General features: G+C 64.4%; 10 protein-coding genes. 9 read left to right on the top strand and 1 reads right to left on the bottom strand.

The window, feature by feature from the left end; genetic code table 11:
• Positions 1–225: 225 nt before the first annotated feature.
• The 9 genes from gyrA to lapB all read left to right on the top strand — a co-directional run bounded on the left by gyrA (position 226) and on the right by lapB (position 11,802).
• On the top strand, positions 226–2,883 hold the full coding sequence (gyrA, locus tag ACE3RQ_RS07165) for a DNA gyrase subunit A (RefSeq protein WP_374521272.1): 2,658 nt from the start codon (positions 226–228) through the stop codon (positions 2,881–2,883).
• On the top strand, positions 2,883–3,974 hold the full coding sequence (serC, locus tag ACE3RQ_RS07160) for a 3-phosphoserine/phosphohydroxythreonine transaminase (RefSeq protein WP_374521271.1): 1,092 nt from the start codon (positions 2,883–2,885) through the stop codon (positions 3,972–3,974). The genes gyrA and serC overlap by 1 nt, the downstream gene beginning before the upstream one ends.
• A 5-nt stretch (positions 3,975–3,979) precedes the next feature.
• Positions 3,980–5,077 carry a prephenate dehydratase gene (gene pheA, locus ACE3RQ_RS07155; RefSeq protein WP_374521270.1) on the top strand — a complete coding sequence of 366 codons (1,098 nt, stop codon included), beginning with the start codon at positions 3,980–3,982 and terminating at the stop codon, positions 5,075–5,077.
• 27 nt (positions 5,078–5,104) lie between these two features.
• The gene (locus tag ACE3RQ_RS07150) at positions 5,105–5,983 is read left to right on the top strand and encodes a prephenate dehydrogenase (RefSeq protein ID WP_374521269.1); all 879 of its coding nucleotides are present in this window, start codon (positions 5,105–5,107) and stop codon (positions 5,981–5,983) included.
• Between the two features lie 29 nt (positions 5,984–6,012).
• The gene (locus ACE3RQ_RS07145; RefSeq protein ID WP_374521268.1) at positions 6,013–8,064 is read left to right on the top strand and encodes a bifunctional 3-phosphoshikimate 1-carboxyvinyltransferase/cytidylate kinase; all 2,052 of its coding nucleotides are present in this window, start codon (positions 6,013–6,015) and stop codon (positions 8,062–8,064) included.
• 178 nt (positions 8,065–8,242) lie between these two features.
• Positions 8,243–9,922: a 30S ribosomal protein S1 gene (gene rpsA / locus ACE3RQ_RS07140; RefSeq protein WP_374521267.1), complete on the top strand. Its 1,680-nt coding sequence runs from the start codon at positions 8,243–8,245 to the stop codon at positions 9,920–9,922.
• A gap of 90 nt (positions 9,923–10,012) precedes the next feature.
• Entirely contained in the window at positions 10,013–10,333 is a 321-nt protein-coding gene (locus tag ACE3RQ_RS07135) for an integration host factor subunit beta (protein ID WP_374521266.1), read from the top strand.
• Positions 10,334–10,373: 40 nt separating this feature from the next.
• Positions 10,374–10,667, top strand: a complete 294-nt coding sequence (locus ACE3RQ_RS07130) for a lipopolysaccharide assembly protein LapA domain-containing protein (protein WP_374521265.1) — start codon at positions 10,374–10,376, stop codon at positions 10,665–10,667.
• Complete coding sequence (gene lapB / locus ACE3RQ_RS07125) at positions 10,657–11,802, top strand: lipopolysaccharide assembly protein LapB (RefSeq protein WP_374521264.1); 1,146 nt, start codon at positions 10,657–10,659, stop codon at positions 11,800–11,802. The genes ACE3RQ_RS07130 and lapB overlap by 11 nt, the downstream gene beginning before the upstream one ends.
• 66 nt (positions 11,803–11,868) lie before the next feature.
• On the opposite strand, the gene ACE3RQ_RS07120 is transcribed toward lapB, so the two are convergent.
• Complete coding sequence (locus tag ACE3RQ_RS07120; protein WP_374521263.1) at positions 11,869–15,489, bottom strand: hydantoinase B/oxoprolinase family protein; 3,621 nt, start codon at positions 15,487–15,489, stop codon at positions 11,869–11,871.
• Positions 15,490–15,500: the final 11 nt, after the last annotated feature.

Below are 15,500 nucleotides of genomic sequence, written 5' to 3'. Positions count from 1 at the left end.
CTGCGAAAAAAATCACGCCCGAAGTGACCATCACCCGAAGCGCTGAAAAATATTGTGCCATAAGCCCGATTGGGTCAGCCTCCACGGCGCCAGCTCCATCGCGGCAGGCAACCCACTGCGGGGGTATCCGTTGCCCAAGCACAACAAGCGCTTACCGCCAGAAGCTCATGAGGCACCCCCTTAAAATGCACGATTGCCCTTTTCTTCACCCCGGTGTGAATGCCCATGTCCCAGTTCGCCAAAGAGACCCTGCCGATCAGTCTTGAAGAGGAGATGCGGCGCAGCTATCTCGACTACGCCATGAGCGTGATCGTGGGCCGCGCACTCCCGGACGCCCGCGACGGCCTCAAGCCGGTGCATCGGCGCGTGTTGTTCGCCATGCACGAGCTGAACAACGACTGGAACCGGCCTTACAAGAAGTCGGCCCGTATCGTGGGTGACGTGATCGGTAAGTACCACCCGCACGGCGACAGCGCGGTGTACGACACCATCGTGCGGATGGCGCAAGATTTTTCCTTGCGCCACATGTTGGTGGACGGCCAGGGCAACTTCGGCTCGGTGGACGGCGACAGCGCCGCGGCCATGCGTTACACCGAAATTCGCCTGTCGAAGATCGCCCACGAAATGCTGGCCGACATCGACAAGGAAACCGTCGATTTCGGGCCCAACTACGACGGCAGCGAAAAAGAGCCGCTGGTGCTGCCCACCCGATTGCCCAACCTGCTGGTCAACGGCTCGGCCGGTATCGCGGTGGGCATGGCCACCAACATTCCGCCGCACAACCTCAACGAGGTGGTGGATGCCTGCCTGCACATGCTCAAGCACCCCGAGGCCAGCATCGACGAGTTGATGGAAATCATTCCGGCGCCCGACTTCCCCACTGCCGGCATCATCTACGGCATCCAGGGCGTCAAGGACGGCTACCGCACGGGCCGCGGCCGCGTGGTGATGCGGGCCAAGTGCCACTTTGAAGACATCGACCGCGGCCAGCGCCAGGCCATCATCGTTGACGAGCTGCCGTACCAGGTCAACAAGAAGACCCTGCAAGAGCGCATCGCCGAGCTGGTGCACGAGAAGAAGATCGAAGGCATCAGCCACATTCAGGACGAGTCCGACAAGTCGGGCATGCGCTTGGTGATCGAGCTCAAGCGCGGCGAAGTGCCAGAGGTGGTGCTGAACAACCTGTACAAGCAGACGCAGCTGCAGGACACCTTCGGCATCAACATGGTGGCACTGGTGGATGGCCAGCCCCGCCTGTGCAACCTCAAAGACCTGATCCAGGTCTTCCTGGAGCACCGCCGCGAGGTGGTGACCCGCCGCACGGTCTTCAACCTGCGCAAGGCCCGCGAGCGCGGCCACGTGCTGGAAGGCCTGGCCGTGGCGCTGGCCAACATCGACGAGTTCATCCGCATCATCCGCGAATCGCCCACGCCGCCTGTGGCCAAGGCCGAACTGATGACTCGCAGTTGGGACAGCCAGCTGGTGCGCGAGATGCTCACCCGCGCCAAGGCCGATGGCGGCACCGTGAACGCCGACGACTACCGCCCCGAGGGCCTGGACCGCGAGTTCGGCATGCAGCCCGAGGGCTTGTACCGGCTGTCCGAGACGCAGGCGCAGGAAATCCTGCAGATGCGCCTGCAGCGCCTGACCGGCCTTGAGCAAGACAAGATCGTGGCCGAGTACAAAGAGGTGATGGCCGAGATCGACGACCTGCTCGACATCCTGGCCAAGCCCGAGCGCGTGTCCGCCATCATCGGCGACGAACTGACCGCCGTGAAGCTGGAGTTCGGCCAAACCAAGCTGGGCGCACGCCGCAGCGAGATTGAGCACAACGCGCAAGACCTGGCCACCGAAGACTTGATCACGCCCACCGACATGGTGGTCACGCTCAGCCACTCGGGCTACATCAAGAGCCAGCCCCTGTCGGAGTACCGCGCGCAGAAGCGCGGCGGGCGCGGCAAGCAGGCCACGGCCACCAAGGAAGACGACTGGATCGACCAGCTCTTCATTGCCAACACGCACGACTACATCTTGTGCTTCTCTAACCGGGGCCGCCTGTACTGGCTGAAGGTGTGGGAAGTGCCGGCCGGCTCGCGCGGATCGCGCGGCCGCCCCATCGTGAACATGTTCCCGCTGCAAGAAGGCGAAAAGATCACCGTGGTGCTGCCGCTCACGGGTGAAGCGCGCACCTTCCCGGAAAACCGCTATGTGTTCATGGGCACGTCCATGGGCACGGTCAAGAAGACCGCACTCACCGAGTTCAGCAACCCGCGCAAGGCCGGCATCATTGCCGTTGACCTGGACGAGGGTGACTTCCTCATCGGTGCAGCGCTGACCGACGGCCAGCACGACGTGATGCTGTTCAGCGACGGCGGCAAGGCCGTGCGCTTTGACGAAAACGACGTGCGCCCCATGGGCCGCAACGCCCGCGGCGTGCGTGGCATGTCGCTGGAAGACGGCCAAAGCGTGATCGCCATGCTGGTGGCCGAAGACGAAGACCAGAGCGTGCTCACCGCCACTGTCAACGGCTACGGCAAGCGCACCCCGATTGGCGAGTACACCCGCCATGGCCGCGGCACCAAGGGGATGATCGCCATCCAGCAAAGCGAGCGCAATGGCAAGGTGGTGGCCGCCACGCTGGTGCACACCGACGACGAGATCATGCTGATCACCGACAAGGGTGTGCTGGTGCGCACCCGGGTGAGCGAGATCCGCGAAATGGGCCGCGCCACGCAAGGCGTGACGCTGATCGCCCTTGACGAAGGCTCGGTGCTCTCCGGCCTGCAGCGCATCGTCGAAAACGACGCCAACGTGGCCGACGCCGCCGATGCGGCAGAAGGCACCAACGCAGACGACACCCCCACGCCTGACGCAACCGAGTGATGACAAGACCTTTCAATTTTTCCGCCGGCCCGGCCGTGATGCCGGTGGAGGTGCTGGAACAGGCCGCGCGCGAAATGCTCGACTGGAACGGCACTGGCATGAGCGTCATGGAGATGAGCCACCGAGGCAAAGCCTTCGTGTCCATCTGCGAGCAGGCCGAAGCCGATCTGCGCGAGCTGTTGGCGGTGCCGGCGAACTTCAAGATTCTGTTCATGCAGGGTGGCGGGCTGGCCGAAAACGCCATCGTCCCCCTGAACCTGTCGGGTGGCGGCGCGGTGGACTTCGTGGTCACCGGTAGCTGGAGCCAGAAGTCGTTCAAGGAAGCGGGCAAGTACTGCGCTACCGGCCTGGCCGCCAGCAATGAGGCCGATGGCCACACCTCCATTCCGCCCGCCTCGGGTTGGCGCCTGCGCCCTGACGCCGCCTACGTGCACCTGTGCAGCAACGAGACCATCCACGGGGTGGAATTCCACGAGCTGCCCGATCTGGCCGCCCTGGGCAGCCAGGCGCCGCTGGTGATCGACTTCTCTTCCCACGTGGCCTCGCGTCCGGTGGACTGGAGCCGCGTGGGCCTGGCCTTTGGCGGCGCCCAGAAAAACCTGGGCCCAGCCGGCCTGACGCTGGTGGTGGTGCGCGAAGACCTGCTGGGCCGAGCCCTGGACATCTGCCCCAGTGCGTTCAACTACCGCACCGTGGCCGACAACGCCTCGATGTTCAACACACCGCCCACCTACGCCATCTACATGGCCAGCCTCACCTTCCAATGGCTCAAGCGCCAAGGCGGCGTAGGCGCCATGGAGCAGCGCAACATCGCCAAAGCCGCCCTGCTCTATGACTTCATTGACGGCTCGTCCTTTTATGTGAACAAGGTGCAGCCCTCGTGCCGCTCGCGCATGAACGTGCCCTTCTTCCTGCGCGACGAGAGCCGTAACGAGGCCTTCCTGGCCGGCGCCCAGGCGCGCGGCCTGCTGCAACTCAAGGGACACAAATCGGTGGGCGGCATGCGCGCCAGCCTGTACAACGCCATGCCCATGGAAGGCGTGCAGGCACTGGTGGCCTACATGCGCGAATTCGAGAAAGAACAGGCCTGACCGGCATGACCCAACCCCAGCAAACCGAAGCCCTCGCCGCCTTGCGGGTCCAGATCGACACGATCGACCAGCAACTCCTGACCCTGCTGAACCAGCGCGCCCGGGTGGCCGAACAGGTCGGCGAGCTCAAGCGCCAGGAAGGCTCCCCCTTCTTCCGGCCTGATCGGGTGGCACAGGTCATCGCCAAGATCGAGGCCGCCAACCAAGGCCCCCTGCTCAACCAGCACGTGGCTTCGATCTGGCGCGAGATCATGTCGGCCTGCCTGGCTTTGGAAGCCCCCCAGCGCGTGGCCGTGCTGGGCCCTCAAGGCACCTTCTGCGAGCAAGCCGCCATTGAGTTCTTCGGCAGCGCCGCCAACCTGATCTACTGCGCCAATTTCGACGAGGTGTTCCACGCCACGGCGGCCGGCACCGCGCAGTACGGCGTGGTGGGCATGGAGAACTCCACCGAAGGCGTGGTGGCCCGCTCGCTTGATCTGTTCCTGCGCTCGCCGGTGCACGTGGTGGGCGAGGTCAGTCTGCTCATCCGCCACAACCTGCTGCGGCAAAGCAACTCGCTGGAAGGCATTGAGGTGGTCATGGCCCACCCGCAGGCGCTGGCCCAATGCCAAGGCTGGCTGACACAGCACCTGCCCAATGCCGAACGCCGGGCCGTCTCAAGCAATGCAGAAGGCGCGCGCCTGGCCGCCAGCAACCCCACCTGGGCCGCATTGGCCAGCGAGCGAGCGGCCTCGCAGTTCGGCCTGCACATTGTGGCCCATGCCGTGCAGGACGAAGCCTACAACCGCACGCGCTTCGCGGTGATCTGTCTGCCCCAGACGCTGGCCATGCCGCCCGCTTCGGGCAAAGATTGCACCAGCATCGTGGTGTCGGTGCCCAATCGCCCCGGTGCGGTGCACGACCTGCTGGTGCCGCTGAAGACCAATGGCGTGTCCATGACGCGTTTCGAGTCTCGCCCGGCCAAGTCGGGCCAGTGGGAGTACTACTTCTACATCGACATCGCCGGGCACCCGTCTCAGCCCCATGTCGCGGCAGCGCTGAACGAATTGCGTGGCTTGTGCGCCTTCTACAAGGTGCTCGGGGCCTACCCGGTCAGCGAATAAGGCCGCGCAAGGCCAGAGGGAGCAGGGATGTTTGAACAACTTGGTCTGATCGGATGCGGCCTCATGGGCGGATCCTTCGCGCTGGCGCTCAAGCGCGCCGGGCTGGTGAAGCGCGTGGTGGGCTACAGCAAGTCGCCCTCCACCACCGAACGGGCCCGCCAGATGGGCGTGATCGACGTGGAGGCACCGTCGGCCCTATTGGCCGTCTCGGGCGCTGATCTGGTGTTGCTGGCGGTGCCGGTGGCCGCCACCGAGGCCACCTTCAAGGCCATCCGCCACCTGGTGCGCAGCGACGTGCTCATCATGGACGTGGGCTCCACCAAGCGCGACGTGATCGACGCGGCGCGACGAGTGCTGCGCGACCAGGTGGGCGTGTTCGTGCCCGCCCACCCCATCGCGGGCAAAGAACTCTCAGGCGTCGAGCACGCCGACCCTGACCTCTACATGGGCCGCCAGGTCATCCTCACGCCCGTCGAGCGCACCCTCACGGCTCAGCTCGACAAGGCGCAGAAGGTGTGGAGCGCCCTGGGTTGTCACGTCAAGCTGATGTCACCCGAGGCGCACGATGCCGCCTACGCGGCCGTGAGTCACCTGCCCCATGTCCTAGCCTACTCGCTGATGAACGCCATCAAAGCACAGCCCCAGGCCGACGATTTTTTGAGCCTCGCCGGACCGGGCTTTCGCGACTTCACCCGCATTGCGGCCAGTGAACCGGCCATCTGGCGAGACATCCTGCTGACCAACCGAGAAGAGCTGCTCACCCAGACGCGCCTCTTTCAGCGCGCGCTGCAAGCGTTTGAGGCAGCCATCCAGAATGGCGATCCGGCAATGCTGGAAAACCTGATCGAAAACGCCAGCCACGCCCGCGCCACCTGGCGCATGACGGCCATCAAGCCACAGAGCTGAACCCCGCCGGTACCCAACCGGCCTCACGCATGTACTCGATCGAACATCTCGACATCCCGCCCCTGCGCAGCGCGGGTGGCACCGTCCGGCTGCCGGGCTCCAAGAGCATCTCCAACCGCGTGCTGCTGCTGGCCGCCCTCAGCGAGGGGCACACCGACGTGACCGACCTGCTGGACTCAGACGACACGCAGGTGATGCTCAAAGCGCTGGCCCAACTGGGCTGCCAGCTCGAGCGCCAGCCCGACGGCGCCCTTCGCGTGCATGGGCTGGGTGGTCAACTGCCGGTGAATCAGGCAGCCCTGTTCCTGGGCAACGCCGGCACCGCCATGCGCCCCCTGACCGCCGCCCTGACGCTGCTGGCGGCGCGCCACGGCGGCCAGTTCGACATGAGCGGCGTGCCCCGCATGCACGAACGCCCTATCGGCGACCTGGTGGATGCCTTGCGCGCGCTGGGCTGCGCGGTGGCCTGCACCGGACAGGAAGGCTACCCGCCGCTGCGCCTGGGCACGGGCAAACCCCAAGCCTTGCGGCTGAGCCAACCCATCCCCGTGCGCGGCGATGTCTCCAGCCAGTTCCTCACCGCCCTGCTGCTGGCCCTGCCTCTGGTGGCCCAAGAGCAAGCCGTGGTGATCGAGGTGCAAGGTGAGCTGATCTCCAAACCCTACATCGAGATCACCCTCAACCTGTTGCAGCGCTTCGGGGTGAACGTGCAACGCGACGGCTGGCAACGCTTCACCATCCCGGCCGGCAGCCGTTATCGCTCGCCAGGGCGCATTCCGGTGGAAGGCGATGCCTCCTCCGCCAGTTACTTCATCGCACTGGGTGCGATCGCGCCCGCCTCGGCCGGACACGACGGCATCACCATCGACGGCGTGGGGCTGGACTCCATCCAAGGCGACATCCGCTTCGTTGAGGCCGCCCGGCTCATGGGCGCCGACATCACCGGTGAGGCCAACGCGCTGCACATCCGGCGCGGCGCCTGGCCGCTGAAGGCGATTGACCTGGACTGCAACCACATTCCCGATGCCGCCATGACGCTGGCGGTGATGGCGCTGTATGCCGACGGCACCACCACCCTGCGCAACATCGCAAGCTGGCGCGTCAAGGAAACCGACCGCATCGCGGCCATGGCCACAGAATGCCGCAAGCTGGGCGCCACGGTGGAGGAAGGTGCCGACTTCATTCGCATCACGCCACCGGCCAAGCCCCAAGACTGGCGAGCCGCGTCCATCCACACCTACGACGACCACCGCGTGGCCATGTGCTTCTCGCTGGCGGCCTTCAACCCGGCGCAACTGCCGGTGCGCATTGAAGACCCCAAGTGCGTGGGCAAGACCTTCCCTGAGTACTTCGAGACCTTGTGGACCGTGGCCCAGGCCGATGCCGATCACATCCCGGTGATCTGCGTGGACGGACCGACCGCCTCGGGCAAGGGCACGCTCTCGGCCGAAGTGGCCGCCCGTCTGGGCTACCACTGGCTCGACTCTGGCGCTCTGTACCGACTGGTGGGCCTGGCGGCAGAGCGCCAGGGCCTGCCCACGGCCGAAGCCGATCTGAAACAGCCCGCCAACGCCCAGCGACTGGGCGAACTGGCCCGCCACCTGAACGTGCGCTTCGCCGCCGGGCAGGTGCAACTGGACGGCGAAGACGTGACCGACGCCCTGCGCAGCGAGTCTGCCGGCATGGCCGCCTCCCGTGTGTCTGCCGTGCCCGAAGTGCGCGAGGCCCTGCTGGCCCTGCAGCACGGCTTTCGCCGCCTGCCTGGCCTGGTGGCCGATGGCCGCGACATGGGCACCGTCATCTTCCCCGGCGCACCGCTCAAGGTGTACCTCACGGCGAGCGCCGAACAGCGCGCCCAGAGGCGCCATAAGCAATTGATTTCCAAGGGAATTCCTGCTAGCATCGACGACCTTTTGGCCGACCTCAAGGCCCGGGATCACCGGGATACCCACCGGGCCCACGCCCCCTTGAAGCCAGCCGAAGACGCCTTGTTGCTCGACAACTCAGATCTCGACATCGAATCATCGGTGCGGCTCGTGTTGACGTGGTGGCAAGGCAAAACGGCGTTCTCAGGCCACTGAGACCGCCAGAAATTGGCCCAGACGGCTCCGCCGGGCGTTCACAGCCCGCAAGCCAGACGGTTCTTTTTAACCAACCCCGCGGTGCTTCGCACCGCAAACGCAAAGCCTCTCATCCGTCGTTACCCGCACACCGCCTCCTGGTGGAATGCGCCGCCGCTGAGAAGCATTAGGAAACCCCATGTCTGAATCTTTTGCCGCCCTGTTCGAAGAATCCCTCAAGCGCGCCGAAATGCGCTCGGGCGAAGTCATCACCGCCGAGGTGGTTCGCATCGAACACAACCACGTGGTGGTCAACGCCGGTCTGAAGTCGGAAGCCTATGTGCCCATCGCCGAATTCAAGAACGACCAAGGCGAGATCGAGGTGCAGGTCGGCGACTTCGTGTCGGTGGCCATCGACTCCGTTGAAAACGGCTTCGGCGACACCCTGCTGTCGCGCGACAAGGCCAAGCGCCTGGCCTCGTGGATGGCCCTGGAAAAGGCCCTGGAATCCGGCGAGTTCGTCACCGGCACCACCGGCACCAAGGTCAAGGGCGGCCTGAAGGTCATGGTCAACGGCATCAGCGCCTTCCTGCCGGGCTCGCTGGTGGACAGCCGTCCGACCAAAGACCTGACCCCCTACGAAAACAAGACCCTGGAATTCAAGGTCATCAAGCTCGACCGCAAGCGCAACAACGTGGTGCTGAGCCGCCGCGCCGTGGTGGAAGCCTCCATGGGCGAAGAGCGCGCCAAGCTGATGGAAACCCTGCGCGAAGGCGCCATCGTCACCGGCGTGGTCAAGAACATCACCGAATACGGTGCGTTCGTGGACCTGGGCGGCATCGACGGCCTGCTGCACATCACCGACATGGCATGGCGCCGTGTCCGCCACCCGAGCGAAGTGGTGCAGGCTGGCCAGGAAATCACCGCCAAGATCCTCAAGTTCGACACCGAGAAGCATCGCGTCTCGCTGGGCCTGAAGCAGATGGGCGACGACCCGTGGCTCGGCGTGAGCCGCCGCTACCCGCAAGGCACCCGCATGTTCGGCAAGATCACCAACATCGCCGACTACGGCGCGTTTGTCGAGCTCGAGCCGGGCATCGAAGGTCTGGTGCACGTGTCCGAAATGGACTGGACCAACAAGAACGTGGCCCCGTCCAAGCTGGTGTCGCTGGGCGACGAAGTCGAAGTCATGGTGCTCGACATCGACGAAGACAAGCGCCGCATCTCCCTGGGCATGAAGCAGTGCAAGGCCAACCCCTGGCACGAGTTTGCCGAGTCCACCAAGCGCGGTGACCGCGTGAAGGGCCCGATCAAGTCCATCACCGACTTCGGCGTGTTCGTGGGCCTGGCCGCTGGCATTGACGGTCTGGTGCACCTGTCCGACCTGTCTTGGAACGAACCCGGCGAAACCGCCGTGCGCAACTACAAGAAGGGCCAGGAAGTCGAAGCCATCGTGCTGGCCATCGACGTGGAACGCGAGCGCATCTCCCTGGGCATCAAGCAGCTCGACGGCGACCCGTTCACCACCTTCGTGTCGGTCAACGACAAGGGTTCCGTGGTGACCGGCAAGGTCAAGACCGTGGACGCCAAGGGCGCTGAAATCGACCTGGGCGAAGACGTGATCGGCTACCTGCGCGCCAGCGAAATCGCTCGTGACCGCGTGGAAGACGCTCGCAACGTGCTCAAGGAAGGCGACGAAGTCACCGCCGTGGTGGTCAACGTGGATCGCAAGACCCGCAACATCCAGCTGTCGATCAAGGCCAAGGACGCCGCCGACCAGCAGGAAGCCATGGCCAGCCTGAACCAGAACACGGGTAACGCCGGTACCACCAGCCTGGGCGCCCTGCTGCGCGCCAAGCTGGACAACAGCAACAACTGACCCTGTCACCGCTAGCCGGGGGCGTTGGAGAAGGGCCCCAAAAGCCCTCTCTTCCGCCCCCGTTTCATTGAGCGCTATTCCTTTTCAGATATGACCCGTAGCGACCTCGTTGAGGCCCTGGCCACCCGGTTCAGCCAGCTCACCCACCGCGACGCAGAGTTCGCCGTCAAGGCCATTCTGGACGCGATGGGAGAGGCATTGGTCAAAGGACATCGGATCGAGATCCGGGGCTTCGGCAGCTTCTCGGTCAACCGCCGCTCTCCTCGCATCGGGCGCAATCCCCGCTCGGGCGAAAGCGTCATGATTCCTGAGAAGCGGGTGCCGCATTTCAAGCCGGGCAAGGCACTGCGCGAGCAGGTGGACGCTCGAACGGCGCAGATTCTGGGGCGCGATCCTCAGTCCCCCGCCTGAGACCCACTGGCTACAATTCCCCCACCACAAAGGGGAAGCCTTGAAATACCTGATGTGGCTGCTCAATGCAGCCATTTTTTTTGCGCTGTTCGCGTTCGCGCTGAACAACCAGGACAACGTCACCCTGCACCTTTTCTTCGGCGTGAGCTGGCAGGCACCACTGGTCCTGGTGGTTCTCTTGTCGGTGCTTGTCGGCGTGTTCCTGGGTGTCATCGTGATGGTGCCCTTGTGGCTGCGCGCCAAGCGCTCTCGCCATGCCGCCGGCGGGAGCCTGGGCGATGCAAGCGACACCTCCCTGATGCCCAACGAGCCTGACCGCCCCCATGGACTTTGATTTCACGTGGCTGCTGTGGGGACTGCCACTGGCTTTCGCCTTGGGTTGGGTGGCCTCGCGACTGGACTTGCGCCAGTGGCGCATTGAAGGCCGCCAAGCCCCCAAGGCCTACTTTCGCGGCCTGAACCACCTGCTCAATGAGCAACAAGACCAGGCCATCGACGCCTTCATCGAGGCAGTTCAGGGCGACCCGGACACCGCCGAATTGCACTTCGCCCTGGGCAACCTGTTTCGCCGTCGCGGCGACTACGACCGCGCCGTGCGCGTGCATGAACACCTGATCTCTCGCGCGGACCTTAGCCAGAAAGACCGCGACCGCGCGCAATATGCGCTGGCCCTGGACTTCCTCAAGGCAGGCCTGCTCGACCGGGCAGAAGTGGCCTTGCAAAAGCTCGAAGGTTCCGACCACGAAACCGAGGCCAGCATGGCATTGCTCGGCATCTACGAGCGCTCACGCGACTGGCCCCGTGCTCAGGCCATCGCCCGCAAGCTGGATGCAGCCGACCCCGGCAGTTATGCCACCCGCCTGGCCCATTTCCTGTGCGAAGAGGCTGAGTTGGCGCACCGCAAAGGTGACCTGACTCGAACACGAGCCTTGCTGGAACAGGCGGTCTCGGCTTCGCCCCAACTGGCACGGGGCTGGATGAGCCTGTCAGCGCTGGATGCACAGGAGGGCAAAGCCTCCTCGGCTTTGGACAAGTTGCTTGTGCTCGAGCGCCACTCGCCGCAACACCTGCCACTGGCGGCGGGTCGGATGGTGGAGCTGGCCCAGCAGACCAACCGCGTTGCAGACGTGCTGCCCATCTTGCAGGCCGCAGACGCCCGCGGGCCTTCCATTGATGTCACCCAGGCTCTGGCCAGTCTTCAGCCAGGGCCGGAGGAGGCACGCCAACAATTCCTGGGACACCTGAACCGGGAAGCCTCCTTGGTTATGGCCACGGCCTGGCTGGAAGCAGAGCCTGAGGCCGATCGACAAATGCCCGCCCCCGTGACCCGAGCACTTCAACAAGCCAGTGCGCCCCAGAAGCGTTACCGCTGCGCTGCATGCGGCTTTGAAGCCCAGCGGCACTTCTGGCAGTGTCCGGGTTGCCAAACTTGGGACAGCTACCCAGCCCGCCGCGTGGAAGAGCTGTAAAAAAAACCCTGAGGCCACCGACAGTGGTCTCAGGGTTGACAGGGAAACCCCGTCAGCGATCAGCCGTCAAGCTTGAGGCGATCCGAATCCGCCACCACCTGGGGTGTGGATCTCAAACACATCACCCACGCCCATCTCCACCTGGGCGATGTGGCCCAGCGGCTCCACGCGACCATCGGCGCGAACCACCTGGTTGATGCCAACGGCCCCTGCCTGACCGCCGGCCATGCCGAATGCGCCGTGCGTGCGTCCGTTGGACAGGATGCTGGCAGTCATTTGGTCCAGGAATCGGATGCGACGGATTGCGCCATCGCCACCACGCCAGCGCCCGGCCCCACCCGAGCCTGGGCGGATGCCGTAGCTGTCCAAACGAACCGGGTAGCGGAATTCCAGCACCTCGGGGTCGGTGAGGCGCGAGTTGGTCATGTGCGTTTGCACGGCGCTGGTGCCATCAAAACCATTGCCCGCACCGGAGCCACCGGAGATGGTCTCGTAGTACTGGTGTGTGTCGTTGCCAAAAGTGAAGTTGTTCATCGTGCTCTGGCTGGAGGCCATCACACCCAGCGCGCCATACAGCGCGTTGGTGATGCAACTGGACGTTTCGACGTTGCCTGCCACCACCGATGCCGGTGGGTTCGGATTGAGCATCGAGCCCTTCGGAATGATGACCTTCAGCGGCTTGAGACAGCCGCCATTGAGCGGAATGTCATCATCAACCAGTGTGCGGAACACATACAAAACCGCAGCAATGCAGACCGCCTTGGGCGCATTGAAGTTGTTGGGCTGCTGTTCGCTGGTGCCAGTGAAGTCCACCACCGCGCTGCGAGCGACAGAGTCAACACGGATGGAGACGGCGATCTGCGCCCCGTTGTCCATGGGCAGAACAAACGAACCATCTTTCAGGGTGGTGATCACCCGACGCACCGACTCTTCGGCGTTGTCCTGCACGTGGCGCATGTAGGCCTTGACCACCTCCAGCCCGAACTGGTCCACCATCTTGGCCAGTTCCTGCACACCCTTCTCATTGGCCGCCACCTGAGCCTTGAGGTCGGCCATGTTCTGGTCGACGTTGCGGCTGGGATAACGCCCGCTGTTTAAGAGCGCCTGCATTTCCTCTTCGCGAAGGCGCCCCTGGTCCACCAACTTGAAGTTGTTGATCTGCACGCCCTCCTCCTCGATGCAAGTCGAGAAGGGAGGCATTGAGCCTGGGGTGGTGCCGCCGATGTCGGCGTGGTGGCCGCGCGAGCCCACATAGAAGGTGGGCTCTTCTTCATCGCCCACGTAAACCGGCGTGATCACCGTCACGTCGGGCAAGTGCGTGCCCCCGTTGTAGGGGTCATTCAGCACGTAAACGTCGCCCCGCTTCATGCGACCGGCGTTCTGATGGATCACGGTCTGAATGCTCTCGCCCATGGAACCCAGGTGAACCGGCATGTGCGGCGCATTGGCGATCAGGTTGCCCTGCGCGTCAAACAAGGCACAGGAGAAGTCAAGTCGCTCCTTGATGTTGACCGAGTAAGCCGTGTTCTGAAGCTGCAGACCCATCTGCTCGGCAATGTTCATGAACAGGTTGTTGAAAACCTCAAGCAACACTGGGTCGACGGTGGTGCCCACTGCCTGGCGAGCGGCACGGGCCTCGCGACGCTCAAGCATCAGGTGATTCAGTTCCGTCAGGCGCGCTTCCCAGCCGGGCTCCACCACCGTGGTGGCATTCTTCTCGGCAATGATGGCTGGGCCTTGCAGCACGTCGCCAGGTCGCATGTCCTCGCGCACGACCAGTGCTGCATCACGCCACGAGCCGTCGGCATACATGCGAACGGTTTCGCGACGCGGCACTTCGCGCAACGGATGGGTGGGCAGACGCGGTTCTTCTGGGGCGTCGCCCGCCACCACCGCTTCCACCGACACCGCCTCCACCACCAATTGACGACCCTCCATCAAGAAGGAAAAGCGCTGGCGGTAAGCCGCGGCGAACGCGGCGTGAATCTCGGGCAGCGCGCCGAACGGCACGACCAAGGCAGTGTCCGTCCCTTCGTAACGCACGTGCAGGCGGCGCAGCATCTGTACCGTGCCGCTGTTGACCTTCTGGCCTTCCAACTCAGCCTTGGCGGCCTGCGCCAACTGGTCCAGCTTGGTTTCGATATCGGGCAACGCCTGCTCATCGAGCAACACCTCAACCGCCAGTTCGCGGATCACATTCTGGTCGGCCAGGCCCATGCCGTAAGCGCTCAACACACCAGCCAGCGGGTGCACGAAGACGCGCGTCATGCCCAGCGCATCGGCCACCAAGCAGGCGTGCTGGCCACCCGCCCCACCAAAGCACTGCAGGGTGTAGCGGGTGACGTCGTAACCACGAGCCACGGATATCTTTTTGACCGCGTTGGCCATCTGCTGAACGGCGATCTCAATGAAACCCTCGGCCACTTCCTCAGCCTGACGGCCGGTCTGCGCTGCCAGCTTGGTAAACGCGGTCTGCACCGCCTCCAGGCTGAGCGGTTCGTCGGCGTGAGGACCGAACACGCGGGGGAAATAGGCGGGCTGGATTTTGCCCAGCATGACGTTGGCATCGGTCACGGCGAGCGGGCCGCCACGGCGGTAACTGGCGGGACCGGGGTTCGCACCTGCGCTATCGGGACCGACGCGAAAACGGGCGCCGTCGTACGTGAGCACGGAGCCCCCGCCTGCCGCCACGGTGTGGATGCTCATCATGGGCGCGCGCATGCGAACCCCCGCCACCTGGGTTTCGAACTCCCGCTCGAAACTGCCGGCGTAATGCGACACATCGGTGGAGGTGCCTCCCATGTCGAAACCAATGACCTTGTCCTGACCGGCCAGCTTGGCGGTGCGGGCCATGCCCACGATCCCGCCTGCCGGGCCGCTGAGGATGGCGTCCTTGCCTTGGAAGCTGTGGGCATCGGTCAGTCCGCCAGAGGACTGCATGAAGAACAAAGGCACACCGGGCATCTCGCCGGCAACCTGCTCCACGTACCGGCGAAGGATTGGAGACAGGTAGGCGTCCACCACCGTGGTGTCGCCCCGGCTGACGAGCTTCATCATCGGGCTGGTCTCGTGCGACGTGCTCACTTGCGTGAAGCCCACCTCACGGGCCAGCCGCGCGGCGGCCTGCTCATGGGCCGAGTAGCGATAGCCGTGCATAAACACAATGGCGGCGCTTCGGAAGCCTTGCTCGTAGGCGGCCTGCAAGGAGCCACGCAACTGGGCTTCGTCAAGCGCTTGCAACACCTCGCCGAAGGCGCCCACCCGCTCATTGGCGTCAATCACGAGGCTGTAGAGCAGCTCCGGCAAAACGATGTGGCGATCAAACAAGCGCGGGCGGTTCTGGTATGCAATGCGCAGCGCGTCTCTGAAACCGCTGGTGGTCACCAGCACGGTGGGCTCGCCCTTGCGCTCAAGCAAGGCATTGGTGGCCACGGTAGTCCCCATCTTCACGCACGCCACCTGTTTCGGGGTGATCGGCTCATTGGAAGCCAGCCCCAGCAGGTGCCGGATGCCCGCGACGGCTGCATCGCGGTACAGCTCCGGGTTTTCAGACAACAACTTGTGGGTGGTCAACGATCCGTCGGGACGCTTGGCCACGATGTCGGTGAAGGTGCCACCTCGATCAATCCAGAACTGCCACAGTGAGGACGACGCAGGCTGCGAAGAAACGGAGTCAGGTGTGAACATAAAACCTCTGG

The organism is Hydrogenophaga sp. (genome assembly GCF_041913525.1).
Lineage (GTDB): Bacteria > Pseudomonadota > Gammaproteobacteria > Burkholderiales > Burkholderiaceae_C > Hydrogenophaga.
The sequence above is the reverse complement of the archived record's forward strand: the minus strand, read 5'-3'. Positions and strand labels throughout refer to the sequence as shown.